General features: G+C 37.8%; 18 protein-coding genes. 3 read left to right on the forward strand and 15 right to left on the reverse strand.

Annotated features, from left to right (window positions below):
* Nucleotides 1-165: 165 nt before the first annotated feature.
* Genes A3223_RS04580 through A3223_RS04600 form a run of 5 tightly spaced genes read right to left on the reverse strand, consistent with a single transcriptional unit; the run spans nucleotide 166 to nucleotide 4483 of the window.
* The gene (locus A3223_RS04580) at nucleotides 166-684 is read right to left on the reverse strand and encodes a flavodoxin family protein (protein WP_084109333.1); all 519 of its coding nucleotides are present in this window, start codon (nucleotides 682-684) and stop codon (nucleotides 166-168) included.
* Nucleotides 681-1898 (reverse strand): radical SAM protein, encoded by a 1218-nt coding sequence (locus A3223_RS04585; protein WP_084109334.1) that lies wholly within the window; start codon nucleotides 1896-1898, stop codon nucleotides 681-683. The genes A3223_RS04580 and A3223_RS04585 overlap by 4 nt, the downstream gene beginning before the upstream one ends.
* An 8-nt stretch (nucleotides 1899-1906) precedes the next feature.
* On the reverse strand, nucleotides 1907-2716 hold the full coding sequence (locus tag A3223_RS04590) for an ABC transporter substrate-binding protein (protein ID WP_084109335.1): 810 nt from the start codon (nucleotides 2714-2716) through the stop codon (nucleotides 1907-1909).
* A 19-nt stretch (nucleotides 2717-2735) separates the two neighbouring features.
* A complete protein-coding gene (locus A3223_RS04595) occupies nucleotides 2736-3503 on the reverse strand; it encodes an ABC transporter ATP-binding protein (protein ID WP_084109336.1) in 768 nt (255 codons plus the stop codon).
* Nucleotides 3500-4483: a FecCD family ABC transporter permease gene (locus tag A3223_RS04600; RefSeq protein ID WP_084109337.1), complete on the reverse strand. Its 984-nt coding sequence runs from the start codon at nucleotides 4481-4483 to the stop codon at nucleotides 3500-3502. The genes A3223_RS04595 and A3223_RS04600 overlap by 4 nt, the downstream gene beginning before the upstream one ends.
* Before the next feature lie 234 nt (nucleotides 4484-4717).
* On the opposite strand from A3223_RS04600, the gene A3223_RS04605 reads away from it, so the two are divergent.
* On the forward strand, nucleotides 4718-5452 hold the full coding sequence (locus A3223_RS04605; RefSeq protein ID WP_180378700.1) for a HugZ family heme oxygenase: 735 nt from the start codon (nucleotides 4718-4720) through the stop codon (nucleotides 5450-5452).
* 282 nt (nucleotides 5453-5734) lie between these two features.
* On the opposite strand, the gene A3223_RS04610 is transcribed toward A3223_RS04605, so the two are convergent.
* From A3223_RS04610 to A3223_RS04640, 7 genes are all read right to left on the reverse strand, one after another.
* Nucleotides 5735-6490, reverse strand: a complete 756-nt coding sequence (locus A3223_RS04610; RefSeq protein ID WP_084109339.1) for a flagellin — start codon at nucleotides 6488-6490, stop codon at nucleotides 5735-5737.
* An 85-nt stretch (nucleotides 6491-6575) separates the two neighbouring features.
* Nucleotides 6576-7868, reverse strand: coding sequence for a histidinol dehydrogenase (gene hisD / locus A3223_RS04615; protein WP_084109340.1), 1293 nt, complete (start codon nucleotides 7866-7868; stop codon nucleotides 6576-6578).
* On the reverse strand, nucleotides 7865-8716 hold the full coding sequence (locus A3223_RS04620) for a pyridoxal-phosphate dependent enzyme (RefSeq protein ID WP_084109341.1): 852 nt from the start codon (nucleotides 8714-8716) through the stop codon (nucleotides 7865-7867). The genes hisD and A3223_RS04620 overlap by 4 nt, the downstream gene beginning before the upstream one ends.
* Entirely contained in the window at nucleotides 8709-9800 is a 1092-nt protein-coding gene (locus A3223_RS04625; RefSeq protein WP_084109342.1) for an OmpA family protein, read from the reverse strand. The genes A3223_RS04620 and A3223_RS04625 overlap by 8 nt, the downstream gene beginning before the upstream one ends.
* Entirely contained in the window at nucleotides 9797-11110 is a 1314-nt protein-coding gene (locus tag A3223_RS04630) for a MotA/TolQ/ExbB proton channel family protein (RefSeq protein ID WP_084109343.1), read from the reverse strand. The genes A3223_RS04625 and A3223_RS04630 overlap by 4 nt, the downstream gene beginning before the upstream one ends.
* Before the next feature lie 4 nt (nucleotides 11111-11114).
* Nucleotides 11115-12179 carry a class II fructose-bisphosphate aldolase gene (gene fbaA / locus A3223_RS04635; protein WP_084109344.1) on the reverse strand — a complete coding sequence of 355 codons (1065 nt, stop codon included), beginning with the start codon at nucleotides 12177-12179 and terminating at the stop codon, nucleotides 11115-11117.
* A 15-nt stretch (nucleotides 12180-12194) separates the two neighbouring features.
* Complete coding sequence (locus tag A3223_RS04640) at nucleotides 12195-13013, reverse strand: peptidylprolyl isomerase (RefSeq protein ID WP_084109345.1); 819 nt, start codon at nucleotides 13011-13013, stop codon at nucleotides 12195-12197.
* A gap of 95 nt (nucleotides 13014-13108) precedes the next feature.
* Here A3223_RS04640 and nth point away from each other — a divergent pair, with 95 nt between their 5' ends.
* The gene (nth, locus tag A3223_RS04645) at nucleotides 13109-13741 is read left to right on the forward strand and encodes an endonuclease III (protein WP_084109346.1); all 633 of its coding nucleotides are present in this window, start codon (nucleotides 13109-13111) and stop codon (nucleotides 13739-13741) included.
* Here nth and dsbD read toward each other — a convergent pair.
* Nucleotides 13734-15464: a protein-disulfide reductase DsbD gene (gene dsbD, locus A3223_RS04650; RefSeq protein ID WP_084109347.1), complete on the reverse strand. Its 1731-nt coding sequence runs from the start codon at nucleotides 15462-15464 to the stop codon at nucleotides 13734-13736. The genes nth and dsbD overlap by 8 nt on opposite strands.
* Nucleotides 15465-15570: 106 nt before the next feature.
* Here dsbD and ppk2 point away from each other — a divergent pair, with 106 nt between their 5' ends.
* Entirely contained in the window at nucleotides 15571-16380 is an 810-nt protein-coding gene (gene ppk2 / locus A3223_RS04655) for a polyphosphate kinase 2 (protein ID WP_021091543.1), read from the forward strand.
* A 50-nt stretch (nucleotides 16381-16430) separates the two neighbouring features.
* On the opposite strand, the gene A3223_RS04660 is transcribed toward ppk2, so the two are convergent.
* Nucleotides 16431-16862 carry a trehalose-6-phosphate synthase gene (locus A3223_RS04660; RefSeq protein WP_084042085.1) on the reverse strand — a complete coding sequence of 144 codons (432 nt, stop codon included), beginning with the start codon at nucleotides 16860-16862 and terminating at the stop codon, nucleotides 16431-16433.
* Nucleotides 16863-16987: 125 nt separating this feature from the next.
* A complete protein-coding gene (dnaK, locus tag A3223_RS04665; RefSeq protein WP_084109348.1) occupies nucleotides 16988-18862 on the reverse strand; it encodes a molecular chaperone DnaK in 1875 nt (624 codons plus the stop codon).
* Nucleotides 18863-18869 lie beyond the last annotated feature (7 nt).

Genomic DNA, 18869 nt, shown 5'->3' on the forward strand with positions numbered 1-18869 from the left:
AACAAAGCTAGTTAACTTTTAGAGCATATTGTTGCAGTAAATTTTAGCTTTCTATTTACTAGCAAGGATTGATTATAATCTTATAATCACAGCACACTCACTAATGAAAATAAGATTTTACAGGCTCATTAAAAATTTTAGAGCAAAAATAGGCACAAAATGAGTTTAAATTTTAACCCCTCTAAATGCTTCCTTTGCGGCTTTTACATCAGCCTCATCTGGGTGCGTTTTGGCTCGCTCCCATCGCTCTAGTCGCTCAGGCGTTAGAGCAAATCTCGGATCATCAGGCATAGCTTTACCAAGTTTTTTTAGTTGCTCTATTACTTCAGGGGCAATCGCACCTTGACAGATAAACGTGCGCAAAATTTCATTGCCATTTTGCATAAATAGCTCTTTGCCTTGATCTATGGCCTGTGTTGCATGCGCACTTGGTACATCAGCACCAAGGGTTATAAAAAAACCCACTTTTTTATTTTTTACACTTTGAGAGATAAATTTTTTAAATTCCTTCTCCGGTGAGCCCTGATCTATATAGTATCCAAGCGCGATAAAGTCAAACTCGCTCAAATTTATCTCACTTGCATTGGCAAAATTTATCGCCTCACAGCTAAGCTCACCAGCAATAGCCTCTGCTATCTTTTTTGTATTTCCACTTTTTGATGTATATATCACAATACTTTTCATAAAAACTCCTTCTTAGAAATTTCCATCACTGCATTTGCGATAGAATTTCCCCAAAATACGCCATCTTTTGTAAAATTTAAAGAGTCGTTTTCGATTTTTAGATATCCACTTTCCTCACATTTTTTAAAAAGATCCATAAGCTCATTAGCACACGTCTGGCTCACAAAATTAAAAACACGCTCAAGGCTTATTTGTGGATACTGAAAAAGATTTACAAATCTATCAAACTCCATCTGCCTAGCAGTCATGCGACCCATAACTTTCATCTTTTGGCTCATGTTATAGATACCAAACTCACCTAGCCTGCCGCCAGCTCCTTTTCCAAGAGGCAAGACATCAGCACCCACGTGAGATAGTCTTATATATTTATATTGGTCCCTACCCTTTTTGGCCACCTTTGTATACTCTAAAATTTCATAGTCATCTTGACTTAAAATTTCGTCTAGAAATGCGTGGTGTAAGCTCTTATCGACTTCTACGTCATAGTAATCCTCGCTTATGGTCTTGCTAAGCACCGAGCCATCTAAAAACTGAAGCGAATAAAAACTCGCACTGTCAATGCCGAGCTCACGCACTAGCTTAGCATCTCTTACCACCTCATCGATGCTTTCATTAGGATAGTTATATATGATATCTACACAAAGCATTCCACTAAATTTCTCACGCAGATCACGTAGATGTTTTATCGCTGCCTCCGAGCTATGCGTGCGATTTAGCAGCTTTCTACCAGCTTCACTAAATGTCTGCACGCCGATACTGTATCGATTTACGCCAAGCTCGTTTAAAAGGCGAAGCTTGCTTATATTTAGGTTATGAAGCGTACTTTCTAAGCTAAATTCGCACTCAGGCAGGATATTAAAGCTGTCCTTAAGTGCGTTTATCACCTGCTCCAAGTGTCTCTCTTTTAATATCGTTGGGGTGCCGCCACCAAAATAGACACTACCTATTTTTTTGCTTTTTAAGTAGTTCGTGGCGGAGTATTTTTCTATCTCGCTTAGTAAAAATTTTGTATATTCATCAAGCTCGTCTTCAAGCTTTGTCCTATTCATCGAGCAAAACGAGCATATATTGTCACAAAATGGCACATGGATATAGATGACTCCTTCATTTTCATCTGGTGCACTCTCTAAAAATTCCCACAGCTCATCTTCACTCACCATATCAGGTCTTTTTGAAGGAGCTACGCTATGACCTTTTATACGTTTGTTAAACATTTGTATACTCACTTGTTAAGCGTGTTAAATAGCTCATTTGCGGCCTCATTTATGCGAGGTGTACCGCGCAAGACAAGACTTGATGGGACGTTTAAAATTTTAGAGTTCTTGGCCGCACTAGTTGCTTTTAGCACTGGATTTTGCGATAAAAAATCACTACCATCTTTCATGCCTACAACTATTATGAAGTCTGGATTTTGCGCTAGGATAAATTCATTTTGAACGATCGGCATCGCTCCAGCCAACCCACCTGCTACGTTTTTCATACCAAATTTAGTAAACATATCCCCAGGCAAGCTAGCATCGTTAAAAGCAACTAGTGGGGTAGCTGCATAAACGCCTAAAATTTTCTTACCGCTTAGCTTTGAGTTTTGAAATTTTAAAAAGTCCTGCTTTATCTTAGCCACAAGCTCGCTGGCACGCTCTTTTTTACCTGTGATATCGCCCATTTTTTCTATATTTTTGCAAATATCGTCTACACTATTTGCCTGCATCGTAAGTGTCTTTATACCAAATTTAGCAAGGTCGGCGTTTACACCATCAGAGTGAAAGCTAGTAACTACAAGGTCAGGCTTTAGCTCGACTATACGCTCTAAATTTGGCTTTGTATAAGTGCCAACGCTCTTTAGCTTTTCTGTCTTATCCTCAGGCCAAATCCTACCAAACTCAAGAGTAGAAATAGCTGCGATCTGATCTTCAGCCTCCAGCATATACATCATCTCAACCACCGCAGGATCAAGCACAACGATATTTTTAGCACTTAGACTAACACCGCTAAAACCAAGCAAAAATGCAAAAATCAAAAACAATTTTTTCATAAAATCTCCTTTAAATTTATCATTTCGGTAAAACAAATGGCATATCATTTTTATATATGATATCTGCCTTAAGGCCGTAAATTTCATCTAAAATTTCTGGATTATAAAGCTCTCTGACACTCCCTTTATGAGCTATCACACCACCTTTTAGCATTAAAATTTCATCGCATATCAGTGAGGCTAAATTTAGATCATGAAGTACTGCTATGGTGACTAAATTTAGCTCACGAGTAAGATGCGAGCAAAGCTTTAAAACCTCTATAGCGTGGCTTAGATCAAGGGCTGATGTAGGCTCATCAAGAAGCAAAACTTTAGGCTCGCTAACTATTGCACGAGCAAGCAAAGCTCTAGCAAATTCGCCACCACTTAGTGAGTTTGCTACTCGGTCTTTAAATTTAGCCAGCCCAAAAGTCTGCAAAGCCTCATCAACTAGGGCAATATCGTGAGAGCTATAACCACTAAAAGAGCTTTTTAGATGAGCATATCTACCCATCAAAACAAGCTCAAAAACGCTTAATGGCATCGTAAGTGCGCTTTTTTGAGGTACAAAACTAGTCGTTCTCGCAAGCTCCTTTTTGCTGTAGCTTTGTACATCTTTTTCTAAAATTTTGACACTTCCAGCGCTTGGAGAAAGCAAATTTAAGATACATTTTAAAAGTGTTGATTTGCCACATCCATTAGAGCCCAAAAGACCTATAAATTTTCCACTTTTGGCAGTAAAGCTTATATTTTTTAGCACACTTGTTTGCGCGTATGAAAAGCTTAAGTTTGATACTTCTACGCTCAATGCACACTCCTTTTTAGATAAAGTGCTAAAAATAGAAAAAATGGCGCTCCAAAAAACGCACTAATAACACCAACTGGCACTTCAACCGGACTTAAAACACTCTTGCCCACAACGTCACAAGCTAGCAAAAAAGCTCCTCCTCCAAGAGTAGAAAGTGGTAGCAAAATAGCGTTGTTTGAGGTGTTTAAAAGCATTCTAAAAGAGTGTGGAATGATGAGCCCAACAAAGCCTATCATACCGGTAAATGCGACTGAAAAAGCAACCGTGAGCGAAGCTATAACAAGCAGGCGCTTTTTAAGAGAATCGACATCTATACCAAGGCTTTTTGCCTCATCCTCTCCGCTTAAAAGTATCGTTAGTTCAAAGCGTTTTAGATAAAAATATATTATGCAAAAGATAAGCGGAACAGCGATAATACCGACCTTTTGCCACGTGGCAGAACCTAAATAGCCCATCATCCACGCTACTATCTTAAAGCTATCTTCACCGATAAGATATGTTGCAAAACTCGTAAATGCTCCTAGAAATGATGAAAAAGCGATACCAATTATAAGAAGTGTAGCAATAGAGCGACTACGGTTGTAAACTCCAAAAATAGCAAGGGTAAGCAAGCTAGAAGACAAAAAAGCAAAGATGCCATAATAAATTTCAGATAAGCCAAGAAGATATGCCACTACTGCTCCAAATGTCGCAGATGCGGCTATGCCGATGATATATGGGTCTGCAAGCGGATTTAAAAAGACGCTTTGCGTTACAACACCCGAGCTAGCCAAAAGCATACCTATAAGCAGAGCCATTACAAGCCTTGGTAGTCTAATATCAAACAAGATGGTCTCTTTCATCTCGTCTATTTTGTTATTAAATATAAAATTTAAAATCTCACTCATGCTTATGTCAGAACCGCCTATACTAAGCGAGATAAAAGAGAGCAAAAAAATAAGCATAATAAGCAAAATGGCAAGCTTGGTACTACCCTGCATAAATTTCCTTTTAATACAAATAGCTAAAGACAACAAAAAAGCATAAAAATAAGCAGAAAATATAATTTTAAATAAAAGATATAAATTTTCTAAAATATTATTTTTAACTCGTAATTTTAAAAAAATAAGCTTAATTCTCGCTTTAAAAATATTAATGATAATTTTAATCAATTTTAAGATTTTATTTAGTATGATTTTGCGATTTTCAATTTTATTTTTATAAGGAGAATGGTTTTGAAACAAAGAGCATTAGACCACATGAATAAGGATCATCTGGATATAGTGATCGAGTTTTGTAAGAAATTTAGTGGTGTAGCTGAGCCTACAAATGTCAAAATGACTGATATAAACGAAGATGGCATGGAAATAACATGCGATCAGGCAAAAACATTTGTACCATTTTTAAGCAAAGCAGGCGGAGATGGTTTTAGAGAGTCGATCATCGAGCTTTATATGAGCATCAAGGGCGACACAAACAACTCTAGTGTGCAAGGCGGAATGATGAAATTTATAAATAGCTTTAAGACTGTTGTGATCTCAAGCGTTCTTGACGGGCAAGCGATTTCGTCGTATTCACCTTTCATAAAAGAAAACGATGAGTTTTATATCTGCATATCATCAGTAGCAGATCACTACCACTCAATAAAACAAAACCCGGATAAAATTTCACTCCTTTTTATTCAGGATGAAAAAGATGCAAAAAGTCTATTTGCTCGTGTAAGAGTAAGCTTTGAAGCAAAAGCTGAATTTATAAGCGACAGTGTAAGAGATGAATTTATATCAAAATTTGAGAGTGCCTTTGCAAATGAATCAGCACTTGCATTTATTAAAGAGATGAAAGACTTCTATATAGTAAAACTTACCCCAACAAAAGGTAGATATGTAAAAGGCTTTGGCGCAGCATATGACACAGTAGGACTCCAAGTTGTCGATAGTGGTAGAGTAAACAACCCTCACACTAAAAAATAGTCACTTTTGTAAGACCGTTTGGTCTTACAAATTTATACCTCATAAAATTTATTTTTTGCGTTGCTGTAAAATTTTAAAAGATACAAGCCGTGATATTTTTGCTTGTTATCATAAAAATGGTTTGGGTTTGCCTGAACTCGAGAAAATCTAGCATCAAAATTCCTCAATATGCCTATACCTATAATCTAAACTATAAACATATTTCATCCAAACAAGATAGAATCATTATAAAAATTTATTAGAAACTAAAAAAGAATTTACCGGTGCAAGACCGGTAAAAATTTATTCAGCTAGAAGTTTATCTAGTTTTGCGGCCAAGCTCGTAGTATCATGAGCTTTGGCTAAGCTCGCAGCATGTAGCTTTAAATTTGCTTGTAAATTTTCTTCCAAGCTCTTTGCGATATCGCTGTTATCAAGATTTTCTACACTATTAGCATTTGCCACGCTCCTTGCGGCTAGAGCATTTATGCCTCTAAATACAGCATTTTGTGTTGATCCGATCTCTGAGCGAAGTGAATTTATATTTTTTAAAATTTCACCTGTATTTGAGCCGTCATCTTTGACATTTAAAAGAGCATTTGTGCCCAAATTTATATTTTTTGCACTCTCGCCTGTAAAAAATCCAAGCTCAGTATCAAATACGTTTTTGCCGTTAAATTTAGCTTCTTTTATACTATCACTCATAGCATTTCTTAGTGCATTGATTTCGCCCTTTATGCCTTTTTGTTCATTCGCCGAAAGAGCAGGATTTGTGAGTTTGCTTGAAAGTTCACCTATTTTATCTGTATTTTTACTTAAATTTAAAAGTGTTGAGTCAGCGATCTGAAGCATTCCAATCATGTCGTTTGCATTTGCTAAACCTTCGTTTAAGACATTTGTTTGTGAAAGCAAACTCTCTGCGATTTGCAAATTTGCACCTGATGCTTTGATCTTGCTGTTTGCAGAGATGGCATTCAGTGCCTTCTTCTCGCTATTTTTTGCTTGATCTAAATAATAGTTTCCTGAAGCCTGGTTTGCAGTATAAGTTCCTAACTTCATAACAACTCCTTTTTTATAATTCGCTATTGATTCTACTATAAATTCTATAAAAAGTTGCAAAATCTTTATAAAATCTATTTTTTCTTTACTCTTCTAGTCTTACTGCAACTGATTTTTTATGAGCAGTTAGTCCTTCAGCTTCAGCTAGCTGCATACATGATTTGCCAAGATGCATGATACCTTTTCTACTCACTGAAATGATAGAGCTTCGCTTCATGAAATTTTCAACTCCAAGCGGTGAGTAAAATCTCGCGCTTCCGCCCGTTGGCAATGTATGATTTGGTCCAGCGATATAATCTCCCATCGCTTCAGGTGTAAAGTGCCCAAAAAATATAGCGCCTGCATGAGTCACCTCATCCATATAGCTTAAAGCATCATTTGTAGCGATCTCTAGGTGCTCAACAGCAAGCCCATTCATGAGAGCAAAACACTCTTTTAGATCTTTTGCTACTATTATTGCGGCTTTATTTCTTATGCTTGCACCTGCAATCGCTTCACGTTTTAGTGTCTTTAGCTCATCTTCGATGTGTCTTTGCACCGCTCTTGCAAAAGCCTCTACCGGTGTTATCAAAAAGGCACTTGCTATCTCGTCGTGCTCGGCTTGAGAAAGCATATCAATAGCTATATGACGAGGATCAGCGCTATCATCAGCGATCACGCCTATCTCACTTGGACCAGCGATCATATCGATATTTACGTCGCCATAAACTAACTTTTTAGCAGCCGCCACGTAGATATTACCAGGTCCTGTGATGACATCGACCTTTGGCACGGTCGCTGTGCCGTACGCCATCGCTGCGATCGCACTTGCGCCTCCTACTTTAAAGGCTGTTTTTATGCCACAAAGATGCATAGCCGCAAGAAGCAGAGGATTTACCTTGCCATTTGGTGCTGGTGTACAGACAACGATCTCTTTTACGCCAGCTACGATCGCTGGTATAGCGTTCATAAGAAGTGAACTAGGATATGCTGCCTTACCGCCAGGGATGTAAAGGCCGGCACGGTCAACCGCCGTGTATTTTGCCCCAAGTAATATGTCGTGCTCATCTTTGTAGGTCCAGTCACTTGGCTTTGTACGCTCATGATAGCTTTTTATCCTATCGTGAGCTAATTTTAAAGCTACTCTCAAAGCATTATCTAGCGAATTATAGGCAGCCTCCATCTCTTTTACGTCGATTATTATGTCGTTTTTACTTGTAACGCTAAATTTATCAAATTTAGCTATCTGCGCAAAAAGTGCACTATCGCCATCTTTTCTTATCTCATCTATTATTCCAGCAACCACCGGCATTACAGCACTCATGTCATTATCACTTCGTTTAACAAGCTGTAAAAATTTACTCTCAAAATCAGCGTCACTACTATGAAAAAATTTCATTTATGCTCCTTTAATTTTAATTTTCTCTCGTATCTTTGTCTTTGTGTAATGTTACCTAAAATTCCGCCCTGGTGGATATATAAAATTTCGCTCCCAAATTTGTCTAAATTTGCAAAAAGCGTGATAAAGCCAACAGGGTCATACACTAGGTCAAATTCCACGCCGCTTTTGCAAACCTCTATCCAAATTTCATAAAGCTCTGGGTATAAATTTCCAAAATGATACTTCTTTGGCGGATTTAAAATTTGCACTTTACTATTTTTGTCTAGCTCATAAATTTGCTTTTTTAGATAGTCGCTGTCCCCCACGCAAGGAGTTGTAAAAACCATAAGATCAGTGTGCTTTGCCAGGTAGCAAGCACTAGTGCCTGTACCAGAAGGCAAAAAAATATCAGGCTTTATGCCACTTTTTTTGCTCCACTCATTTATCTCATTTGCCTGCGTGATAAAGCCAAGCTCAGCCTCACTCTGAGCCACGCCCTCGTTTATAAAAAGTGCATTTTTGCTCTTTGCTAGCTCTTTAGCAAATTTCTCACGCTCATCTTTTATAAAAATTTCCATGCCATTTTCAAGTGCAAATTTGAAATTTCCGACTGGATTTTGCTCTAAATTTGAACTAAGATGAGAGACGACATAGTAAAATTTAAGCCCTTTTAGCTTAGCAAAAAGACTTAGGCTATACATAGCATTTGACTGACTTGAGCCGTGAGATACGATGGCCTGGATGCCGCTTAGATCAGCCTTTAGAAAATACTCTAACTTTCTTGCTTTGTTACCGTTAAACTCGCCTAGCAGATCATCCCTCAAAAGCCAAAACTCTCGCCCCTTAAGAACAACCCGCTCAATCACCCTTAAACTCCAAAAATTTCTCTATCTCGTTGATGGCCTCTTTGTTTGAGAGTGAAAATTTGATCTCGATGCGCCTTGAAGCGTCCTTATCTTCGGCTCCGTCCTTAAAAACTAGCTCGTTGTAGCTTCGACCACTTGCGACAAGCAACTTTCTAAGGCGAACGTCATCGCTAAATGAGCTTATAAACTCCATCACCGCGTAAGCTCTTTTTTGCGAAAGCTCTAAGTTATAAATGTAGCTTCCGTCACTATCTGTAAAGCCTTCAATTATAATTTGATCAATATTTGATGCAATATCTTTATCATTTAAAAGCACGTCAAAATACTTACCAAGTGTAGCCTTTAGCTCCTCTTTGACCTCCTCTTTTAAGACCGCACTTCCTTTATCAAAAAGCACCGAAGAACTAAGCTTTAGCGCGCCTGAGTTTGGATCGATCTCAATGCTTGAGCCTAGTCTATCTTTTAAGGCTGAGATCACTTTTACTCTGATACCGGTTAAATTTTTCACTCTGTCACGAGTGACGTTTAGATCCCTTAAAAGCTCGTCATATCTAGCCTCTCTTTGGCTTACTTGCTCGAGCAAAAAGGCGATCTTGGCCAAATTTTTCTCGCTGCTTTCGTTTGCGTCACTAAGTGCTCTATCTTTTGATGAAATTTCATCATTTAGCACGATCATCTTTTGATTTAGATCAAAAATACTAGCATTTAGCTCCTTTATGCTCGCGTTTGCGTCCTTGTTTTCCTCTATGAGCTGGGCTAGTTTTTCTTTTAGAGCGTCTATTTGGATAACAAAAATTTCATTTGATTTTTTCAAATTTATGTTTTCGTCGCTTATCTTTGAAAGCTCGCTTTTTAGGGCGTCATTTAGCTCTTCGAGTGTAAAATTTCTGCCCTGGGCGTCTTTTAAATTTGCTAAAGCTGTGATGATAGCTTGCTCTTTATTTTCAAGTGTGTTTTGAGTTAGGACGTATTTTACGACGACAGCGCCGATTAGCAGCATAAAAACAAAGAGCAGACCCGCCATCAAGTCCGCGTACGAAACCCAAAAGCTCGATTGATCTTCATTATTTTTGTTTATTTTCATTGCACCAGATTTTCGATTTTTTCTATTACAGAATTTGCTTCTTTATCGATCTCGTCTATGTTCTTCTTAAGCTCAGCAATGAGGCTCTCACGCTCTTTTTCACGCTCCAAGCTCCTGCCTTCTTGCTCATACGCTGCCTTAAATATCGTCGCACTCTCCACGAGCGAGGCTCTAAATTCCTTTAATGCCTCGTTTTGCTCTTTCATCAAAGATAGAGAAAATTCTTTTAAAATGGCATCAAAGCTCTTTATAGTCTGCTCAAATTTTAGCTGGCTCTCTTTTGTAGCGTTTAAATTTCTACTAAAAATTTCGCCAAGTTTTGCATGCTCGGTTAAAATTTTAACCTCCATATCTTTAAAGGCATTAGAAAATGCGCTTACTGCCTTTAGCATATCAGAGTGGATTTTTACAAATTCATCTTGTTTTAGGCTAGCTTCATTTAGCATTTTTAGACTTGCACTAAGCTCTGCCTTGCTTTGATTGATGATATTTTTCTCAACCTCACAAAGCTCTTTTAGACTGTTAAATTTCTCATTTGTCAGTTCGCTTAGCTCTTTTACAAATTTATCGTCAAGTACCATTTTAAAGGCGTCGTGGCTATCTTTAAAGTAGCTAACACTTGCTTTCATGAAATTTGCATTTAGTTCATTTTCCTGCCAGAAAAACTCACGACTTAACTCTTTTTGCTCGCTGTAAAATTTCTCAAATTTACTAACGCCGATCTTTTCAAAAAACATCCACCAAAGTGCTAAAAAAATACCATAGATCGATACATAAAACGCCGTAGCTACGCCATTTAGCAGTATAGCGATCTCTTTTTCAAGTCCGTTTGCAGTGCTTGAGCTAAAGCTTGGCATAGAGATAGCAATACTGATAAATGTGCCCAAAATTCCAAGCATAGGAAAGACTGCTTGGCCGATGTTTGCTAGGTTGTCATTTCTAAAATTTCTTGTATAGCTCTCGAAAAAATCTTCAAATTTAGCATTTGCCTTTTTGACATTTGAAATTTCAAAGAGGTGAGCGATGATAAATTCTTTTAGCCTTATCTTGTAGTCTTTGGCATTTGCTAAGAAATTTGAGTAAGCTACCAAGGCGCTGTGACGTGAAAATATAAATGCCACAAAAAGTATAACGCCCATCATCACTATGGTGTGAAGCTTCATCTGAAAATTTATAACGCCAAGATACGCTAGTATTGCCAAGATGTAGATAGCTAAAGGGATAAAGATAACTTTAAAAAAGACAAAGAAAGAGTGAGCTTGGTGCTCCTTTGGCACGCTTAGCTCACTAAAATCATTTTGATTTTGCATAGGATTAGTTCCTATTTAGGCAGTTTAAGTCGCTAAAAGCAGTCTGAAGACGCTTAACCATGCTCTCCTCGCCACTTCTTAGCCATTTCCTTGGGTCGTAGTATTTTTTATTTGGCTTATCATCGCCCTCTGGATTGCCGATCTGCCCTTGCAAGTATGCTCTATTTTTAGCCTCATACTCGCGTACGCCGTCCCAGAAAGCCCACTGCGTATCAGTGTCAATGTTCATCTTGATAACACCGTAGCTCACAGCATTTTTGATATCTTTTAGTTCACTGCCGCTACCGCCGTGAAATACAAAATTTACTGGCTTGTCGCTTTTTGTATTAAATTTCTTTGCCACATAGGCTTGTGAGTTTTTAAGAATTTCTGGTCTTAGCACGACATTGCCCGGTTTATAAACGCCGTGAACGTTGCCAAAACTAGCTGCGATGCTAAATTTATCGCTTATCTTACTTAGTCTTTCATAAGCAAGCGCGACATCTTCTGGCTGAGTGTAAAGAAGCGCGTTATCAACGCTTGTATTATCCACGCCATCTTCTTCGCCGCCGGTTACGCCTAGCTCGATCTCTAGGCTAATGCCAAGCTCGCTAAGCTCTTTTAGATACTTCTCGCACGTGCTTAAATTTTCGTTGATATTCTCTTCGCTAAGATCAAGCATGTGAGAGCTAAAAAGCGGCACGCCGTGAGTTTTTTTATATTCATGACTTGCTTTTACTAACTCATCTATCCAAGGTAAAAGCTTTCTAGCGGCATGGTCTGTGTGTAAGATGACTGGCACGCCATAAGCCTTGGCAAGCAGATGAACATGCTTTGCTCCAGCGATCGCACCAAGAACGGCTGCGTTTTCGCAGACTTTACCAGCGTAAAAACCTGCACCGCCATTACTAAACTGAACGATAACAGGCGAGTTAGCAACCTTTGCTGCTTCTAAAACAGCATTTACTGAGTCGCTGCCTACGACATTTACAGCAGGTATTGCAAAACCTTGCTCTTTGGCATAAGCATAAAGTTTTGTTACATCATCTCCGCTTAAAACACCAGGTTTTACGATATCTAAAACGCCCATTTTATCCTCCAAATTTTACTTATATTCTATCTTTGCTTTTTGGCGTAGAGCTTCACTTTTTTGTCTAACAGCAGCTTGGAATTTCTCCATTTTTACAGCTTGCTCGATCTCTGGTTTTGCCTGCTCAAAGCTTACAGTGCCAGCAGCTTTGCCATCTTCTTTTAAGATAACATGGTATCCAAACTGAGTTTTAACTGGTTTAGTTGAAACTGTGCCATTAGCCATTGAAAATGCTGCGTCTGCAAAAGGTTTTACCATTTGGCTTTGACCAAACCAGCCAAGTGCACCACCATGTGCAGCTGAACCTTTGTCGATTGATTTTTGGCTTGCTAGCTCTGCAAATTTCTTTGTTAATGCCTCACCTTTTAAATTTTTAAGTTGAGCGATGATGTCGTTTGCTGTTTTCTCATCTTCAACTAGGATATGCCTTGCTTTTGCTTGAGCTGGCTCGTTCATACTTGCTTTGTTTTTATTGTAAAAATCTTTTAGTTCATTTTCACTTACTTTTAAGCTATCAAATAGTTTTCTCATATAAAGCTCAACTGCAATCCCTTCTTGCGCTGCTTTTACAGCTTTGATGTACTCTACATCTTTTTCGATACCGCTTGACTTAGCATCTTTTAAAAGAAGTTTTCTATTTATTAGATCGTCGATAATACGTTTTTTCTCATTTGGTTGAAGCTTGCTAGCGTCAAATCCTGGCATAGCTGCCGATAAAAGGCTTGAAATATCGCTATCACTTATAGCATCACCATCAACTGTTGCAACTACTGCTGCATTTAGAGTAACAGCTGCCGCTAAACTTAAAACTGCTGGAAACAAAAATTTTTTCATATAAATCCTTTAAAAAATTGATTTTATGGGCAAGATTATATCAAATAAAGCGATAACTTTTCATTTAACTTAAGAAAATAAGGTAAAATACGAAAATGAGAACAAAAAAAGATATTTTAGAAATAAAAAGAAGACTTTTAGAAGAGTTTAAAGACGCCAAAAGCGAGCTTAAATTTAGAAATTTATATGAACTTCTTGTCTGCGTCATGCTCTCAGCCCAGTGCACAGACAAAAGAGTAAATTTAATAACTCCAGCCTTATTTGAAGCGTATAAAGACGTCTATGAACTAGCTAGTGCAAATTTAGCGAGTCTAAAACTAATGATAAATTCATGCAGCTTTTTTAATAACAAAGCAGTAAATTTAATCAAAATGGCAAACAGTGTGGTTGAGCTTTATAATGGAGAAATTCCACTTGATGAAGAGAAGCTAAAAGGCCTTGCTGGAGTTGGACAAAAGACCGCTCATGTCGTGCTTTTAGAAGCTACAAATGCAAATGTTATGGCTGTTGATACACACGTTTTTAGAGTGGCACACAGACTTGATCTTAGCCAAGCAAAGACACCAGAAGCCACTGAAGCTGATCTTAGCCATGCCTTTAAAACAGATCTTGGCAAGCTTCATCAAGCCATGGTGCTCTTTGGACGTTACACCTGTAAAGCCAAAAAACCGCTTTGCCATGAGTGTATCTTAAATGATCTTTGTAACAGTAAGGACAAGATTATTTAATCTTCTCAAGCTTTGCTAGAAAATTTTTAGCATCTATAAAGCCGATAGTTCTAAGAAATTTTAGCTCATCGCCACCATTAAATAACAAGAGTGCAGGCGGATCAATAAGCCCAAAATTTCTTAGCATTTCATCATTTTGTGGTCCGCCATTTGTTACATCGATACGAATAAGTGCAAAATTTGTCAAAGCATTCATAACGTCAATATCTTTAAAAGTGATCTTTTCTATCTCTTTGCAGCTTACACACCAATCAGCATAAAAATCTACTAAAACGGGTTTGGTTGAGTTTTTTATTATCTCATTTAGTTCATCTAAATTTTTAACGGAATTAAATTTTAACGCACTATCACTTTTTGCCAAATTTAGTCCAGAAAGCGGAGAAAAAGCCTCCTTTGAGCCCAAAAACGAACCAACTATTAGCATAACTGAATATATAAAAACTAGGATAAAAAACGCTTTTTTAAACTTAGTCCAGCTTTGCTCTGCTACTTCAAATGCCCCAAAATAAACTGCCATAAAAACGCCTATAATGCCATATCCTAATAGCTCAAAAAATTCTCCGAGCACACGTGCAAGGATCCAAATCGCCATGATGAGCATCAAAAAACCAAAGAATTTTTTCACTTCATCCATCCAACTACCAGGTTTTGGCAAGAGCTTTCCAGAGCTTAGCCCAATAATAAGCAGTGGCACTCCCATGCCAAGCCCCATGACAAAAAGCATAATGCCACCATAAAAGATATTTCCACTTTGAGCGATATAAAGAAGCGCGCCCGCTAGTGGTGCTGCTACGCAAGGTGATACGATGAGAGCTGAGGCAAAACCCATAATAAAAATTCCAACATAGCCTGAGCTATTTTGCGATTTTTTACTTATCAAATTTTCAAATTTTGCTGGCAATTTTATATCATAAAATCCAAACATGCTAAAGCTTAAAATGACAAAAATGGCCGCAAAAGTGCCAAGTACATAGATGTTTTGCAAAGCGCCTGCGATGCCAAAGCCAAGTAGGCTAGCTGCCACTCCAGCTAATGCATAAGCTAAACTCATCGCGACAACATAAATGAATGATAATAAAAAGCCTTTTTTTGCATTTAAATTAGCACCTTTTGAGACAATTATGCTTGAAAGTATCGGTATCATCGGAAAGACGCAAGGTGTTAGTGAAAGCAAGAGACCATAACCAAAAAAAGTAAGAAGCGAGATAAAGAAATTTTTATCTCCAAGCCCATTTGCAATATCTTGCTCGCTAGAAAATTCTTCAGCAAGAATGTCGGTATCGTTTTTTTGCTCTTTTTTAAAAGTAGCGATACTAAATTTTCCAGCTTGGTCAGTTATCTCATAAATTTTGCTTTGTGGACGGTAGCAAATGCCGTTTTTAGCACAGCCTTGATAGTTAATGCCAAGTATTGCTTTGCCATTTGAAAGATTTTCTTTTACCAAATTTAATGGGATAAAAATTGAAAAATCTTTTGGATAAATTTCATATTCTCCCGTATTTTCACTACTTGGCAAATTTAATAGCTCATTTATCTTTTTGCCAGCTAGTTTAATCTCAAAACTCTCTTTATAAAGATAGATATTTTCACCAAAGTTAAACTTTACTTCAACATTTTGACTATCTACACTTGGAGTTAAAACAAAGGCTTTGCTAACATCTAAAACCTCGGCAAAAAGCGAGCCTACAAATAAAATAAGCGAAAAAAGAAATTTTAAAAACATACTAATCCTTGCTAAATTAAAAAAAGATGATTTTAGTCTAAATTCCTAAATTTATTCTATTTTATTGTAAAATCGTGAAAATATGTGAAATTTTAAAGGAGCAAAGATGTCAAAAGACAAAAAACACCAAAAAAGCGAGAAACTTGGCTATGAGGAAGAGCTTAGACTACTTCAAATTGAACTTTTAAAATTTCAAAATTACGTAAAAGAAAAAGGCCTTAGAGTACTTATGCTAATGGAAGGGCGCGACGCAGCCGGTAAAGGCGGAACGATAAAACGCTTAACCGAGCATCTAAATCCAAGAGGTTGCCGTATAGTAGCGCTTGCTAAGCCAAGTGATGTCGAAAAAACACAGTGGTATTTTCAAAGATATGTGACTCATCTACCAAGTGCTGGAGAGATCGTGATCTTTGATAGAAGTTGGTACAATAGAGCTGGCGTTGAGCCAGTGATGGGCTTTTGCACGCAAGAAGAGCATAAAGAATTTTTACGTGAAGTGCCAAAATTTGAAGAGATGATCATAAACTCCGGCATAATTTTCTTTAAAATTTATCTTTCAATCACAAAAGATGAGCAGAAAAAACGCTTCAAAGAGAGACAAAATGATCCGCTAAAGCAGTTTAAAATTTCACCCGTTGATCAAAAAGCGCAAGAACTTTGGGATCAATACTCTATCGCTAAATATTCTATGCTTCTTGCCTCTCACAATAGCATTTCACCATGGGTCATCGTCTCAAGCGATAACAAAAAAGAAGCTAGGCTAAATGTCTTTAAATTTATCCTAAGTCACGTTGAATATCCAAAAAAGATAAATGACTACTTGGAATTTGACAAAAACGTCGTAAGAGACGGAAGTGAAGAGATAAAACGCATAGAAGAAGGGCTAAATAAAGACAAGTTAAAGAGTATCGATTAGAGAATTTTTAACTTCTAGCTGGCGATTTACTTAAATTTGCTAGCTAAACTTTAAGCCCACCACATTACTTTTGCTAAAATGACCATTATTAGGCAAAGCACTAGAGCTATTAAATGTGAAAATTTACCAAATGGATCAGGCTTTTTTAAAATAACTACATTAAAAACAGAGATAAAAGTTACAAGGCACATTATGAGTAAAACAAAAATTTTTACAAGCAGTAGCTTTTGAAAGTTGCTTTGCCACCAGCCAAGCTCGCCTCCAAAATAGTCTTTTGCCATATAAGCGCCACTTATTAAAAGCAATAAAAATGCTGTGCCAAAAACCTTTGCACTACCTTTTGTATAGGCTTTTTTAACTATTTCAAGGGTTTTAGCATCAACCGTTTTTTTAGCAAATGGATATATGCAAACATCGAAGAATACGTATCCTATAAATACAATGGCACAAATTAAATGAGTAATCAAAAAAAATAAATACATTTTTCGCCTTTTTGCTTGGCATTATATAAATTTTAACTATTTAAACTGCTTATTTTGAATCAATCTTAAGAATTTATGAAGATAAATTTACAAAAGAGCAAGGCAAGTGCCCTGCTCTAGGAGTTTTACTCGACTTCAGCGTCTATAACGTCGTCGTCTTTTTTATTATTTCCGCCGTTTGCTCCAGCGTTTTCATCTTTTTTATACATAGCTTCTGCTAGTTTGTGGCTAGCTTTGCTTAGAGCTTCTACTTTTGCATCGATTTGCTCTTTTGAGGAATTTTCATCTTTTAAGACCTCTTTTAGATCATTTAACGCAGCTTCGATATTGCTTCTATCCTCAGCTGGGACCTTCTCGCCAAGCTCGCTCATGCTCTTTTCAGTTTGATGAACTAGTGCATCGGCTTGATTTCTAGCCTCAACTGCGTCTTTGCGTTTTTTATCCTCTTCTTTATGAAGCTCAGCATCTTTTACCATATTGTTTATCTCTTCTTCGCTTAAGCCGCTTGATCCAGAAATGGTGATATTTTGAGCCTTACCAGTTGCTTTATCTTTTGCTGAAACGGTTAAAATTCCGTTTGCGTCGATGTCAAATTCAACTTCGATTTGAGGTACACCTCTTGGAGCTGCTGGTATGCCTTCAAGGTTGAAATTTCCAAGTGATTTATTATCCCTTGCAAACTCACGCTCACCTTGTAAAACCATGATAGTAACGGCACTTTGGTTATCTTCAGCGGTTGAGAAGACTTGGCTTTTCTTAGTTGGTATGGTTGTGCCTTTTTCGATGATCTTAGTCATCACGCCGCCAAGTGTTTCGATACCAAGGCTAAGCGGAGTTACGTCAAGAAGTAGCACATCTTTTACGTCACCTTTTATAACCGCACCTTGGATAGCAGCACCGATAGCTACGACCTCATCTGGATTTACGCTCTTATTTAGCTCTTTGCCAAATGCCTTTTTAACCTCTTCTTGAACTAGTGGCACACGAGTTGAACCACCGACCATTACGACCTCTTTGATGTCGCTTTTATTTAAACCAGCGTCTTTTGTTACCTCGTTTATCTTAGTGATAGTCTCGCCCACAAGTGAGTCGATCATACCTTCAAATTTAGCACGAGTTAGCTTTTTAACAAGGTGTTTTGGACCAGTCGCATCAGCTGTGATAAATGGTAAATTTATCTCAGTCTCTTGAGCAGAGCTTAGCTCTTTTTTAGCATTTTCAGCAGCTTCTTTTAAGCGTTGAAGTGCCATGATATCGCCTTTTAGATCGATACCATTTTCGTTTTTAAACTCGCTTACTAGCCAGTCAATGATCTTGTTATCAAAGTCATCGCCGCCCAAGAATGCGTTACCGCCAGTTGCCAAAACTTCAACGATATTATCGCCAGTTTCTAGTACTGTAACGTCAAATGTACCACCGCCTAGGTCGTAAACTAAAATTTCCTCAGCCTCTTTTTTATCAAGACCATAAGCAAGTGCTGCAGCTGTTGGCTCGTTGATGATACGAAGTACGTTTAGTCCCGCGATCGTTCCAGCCTCTTTTGTAGCCTTTCTTTGGCTATCGTTAAAGTAAGCTGGTACTGTGATAACCGCATCTGTTACCTTCTCGCCAAGATATGCTTCAGCATCTTCTTTTAGCTTGATAAGAATTTTTGCTGAAATTTCTTGTGGAGTATAGATCTTACCAGCGATCTCAACCGCGCAAGCGCCGTTTCTATCTACGACGTGATATGGCAAGCGGCTTTTTGCCTCTTCAGCATTTTTTTCATTGCTCATCAAACCCATGATACGTTTGATAGAATATATCGTTTTTTCAGGGTTTGTAACTGCTTGACGTTTTGCAACGTCACCTACTAGAATTTCACCTTTGTCTGTGAAAGCAACAACTGATGGAGTTGTGTTTTTGCCCTCTTTGTTTGGAATAACTTTGCTCTCGCCGCGCTCAAAAACGCTCACACAAGAGTTTGTTGTACCTAAGTCTATACCTATAACTTTTGACATATTTTTC

The organism is Campylobacter concisus (assembly GCF_002092855.1).
Lineage (GTDB): Bacteria > Campylobacterota > Campylobacteria > Campylobacterales > Campylobacteraceae > Campylobacter_A > Campylobacter_A concisus_AI.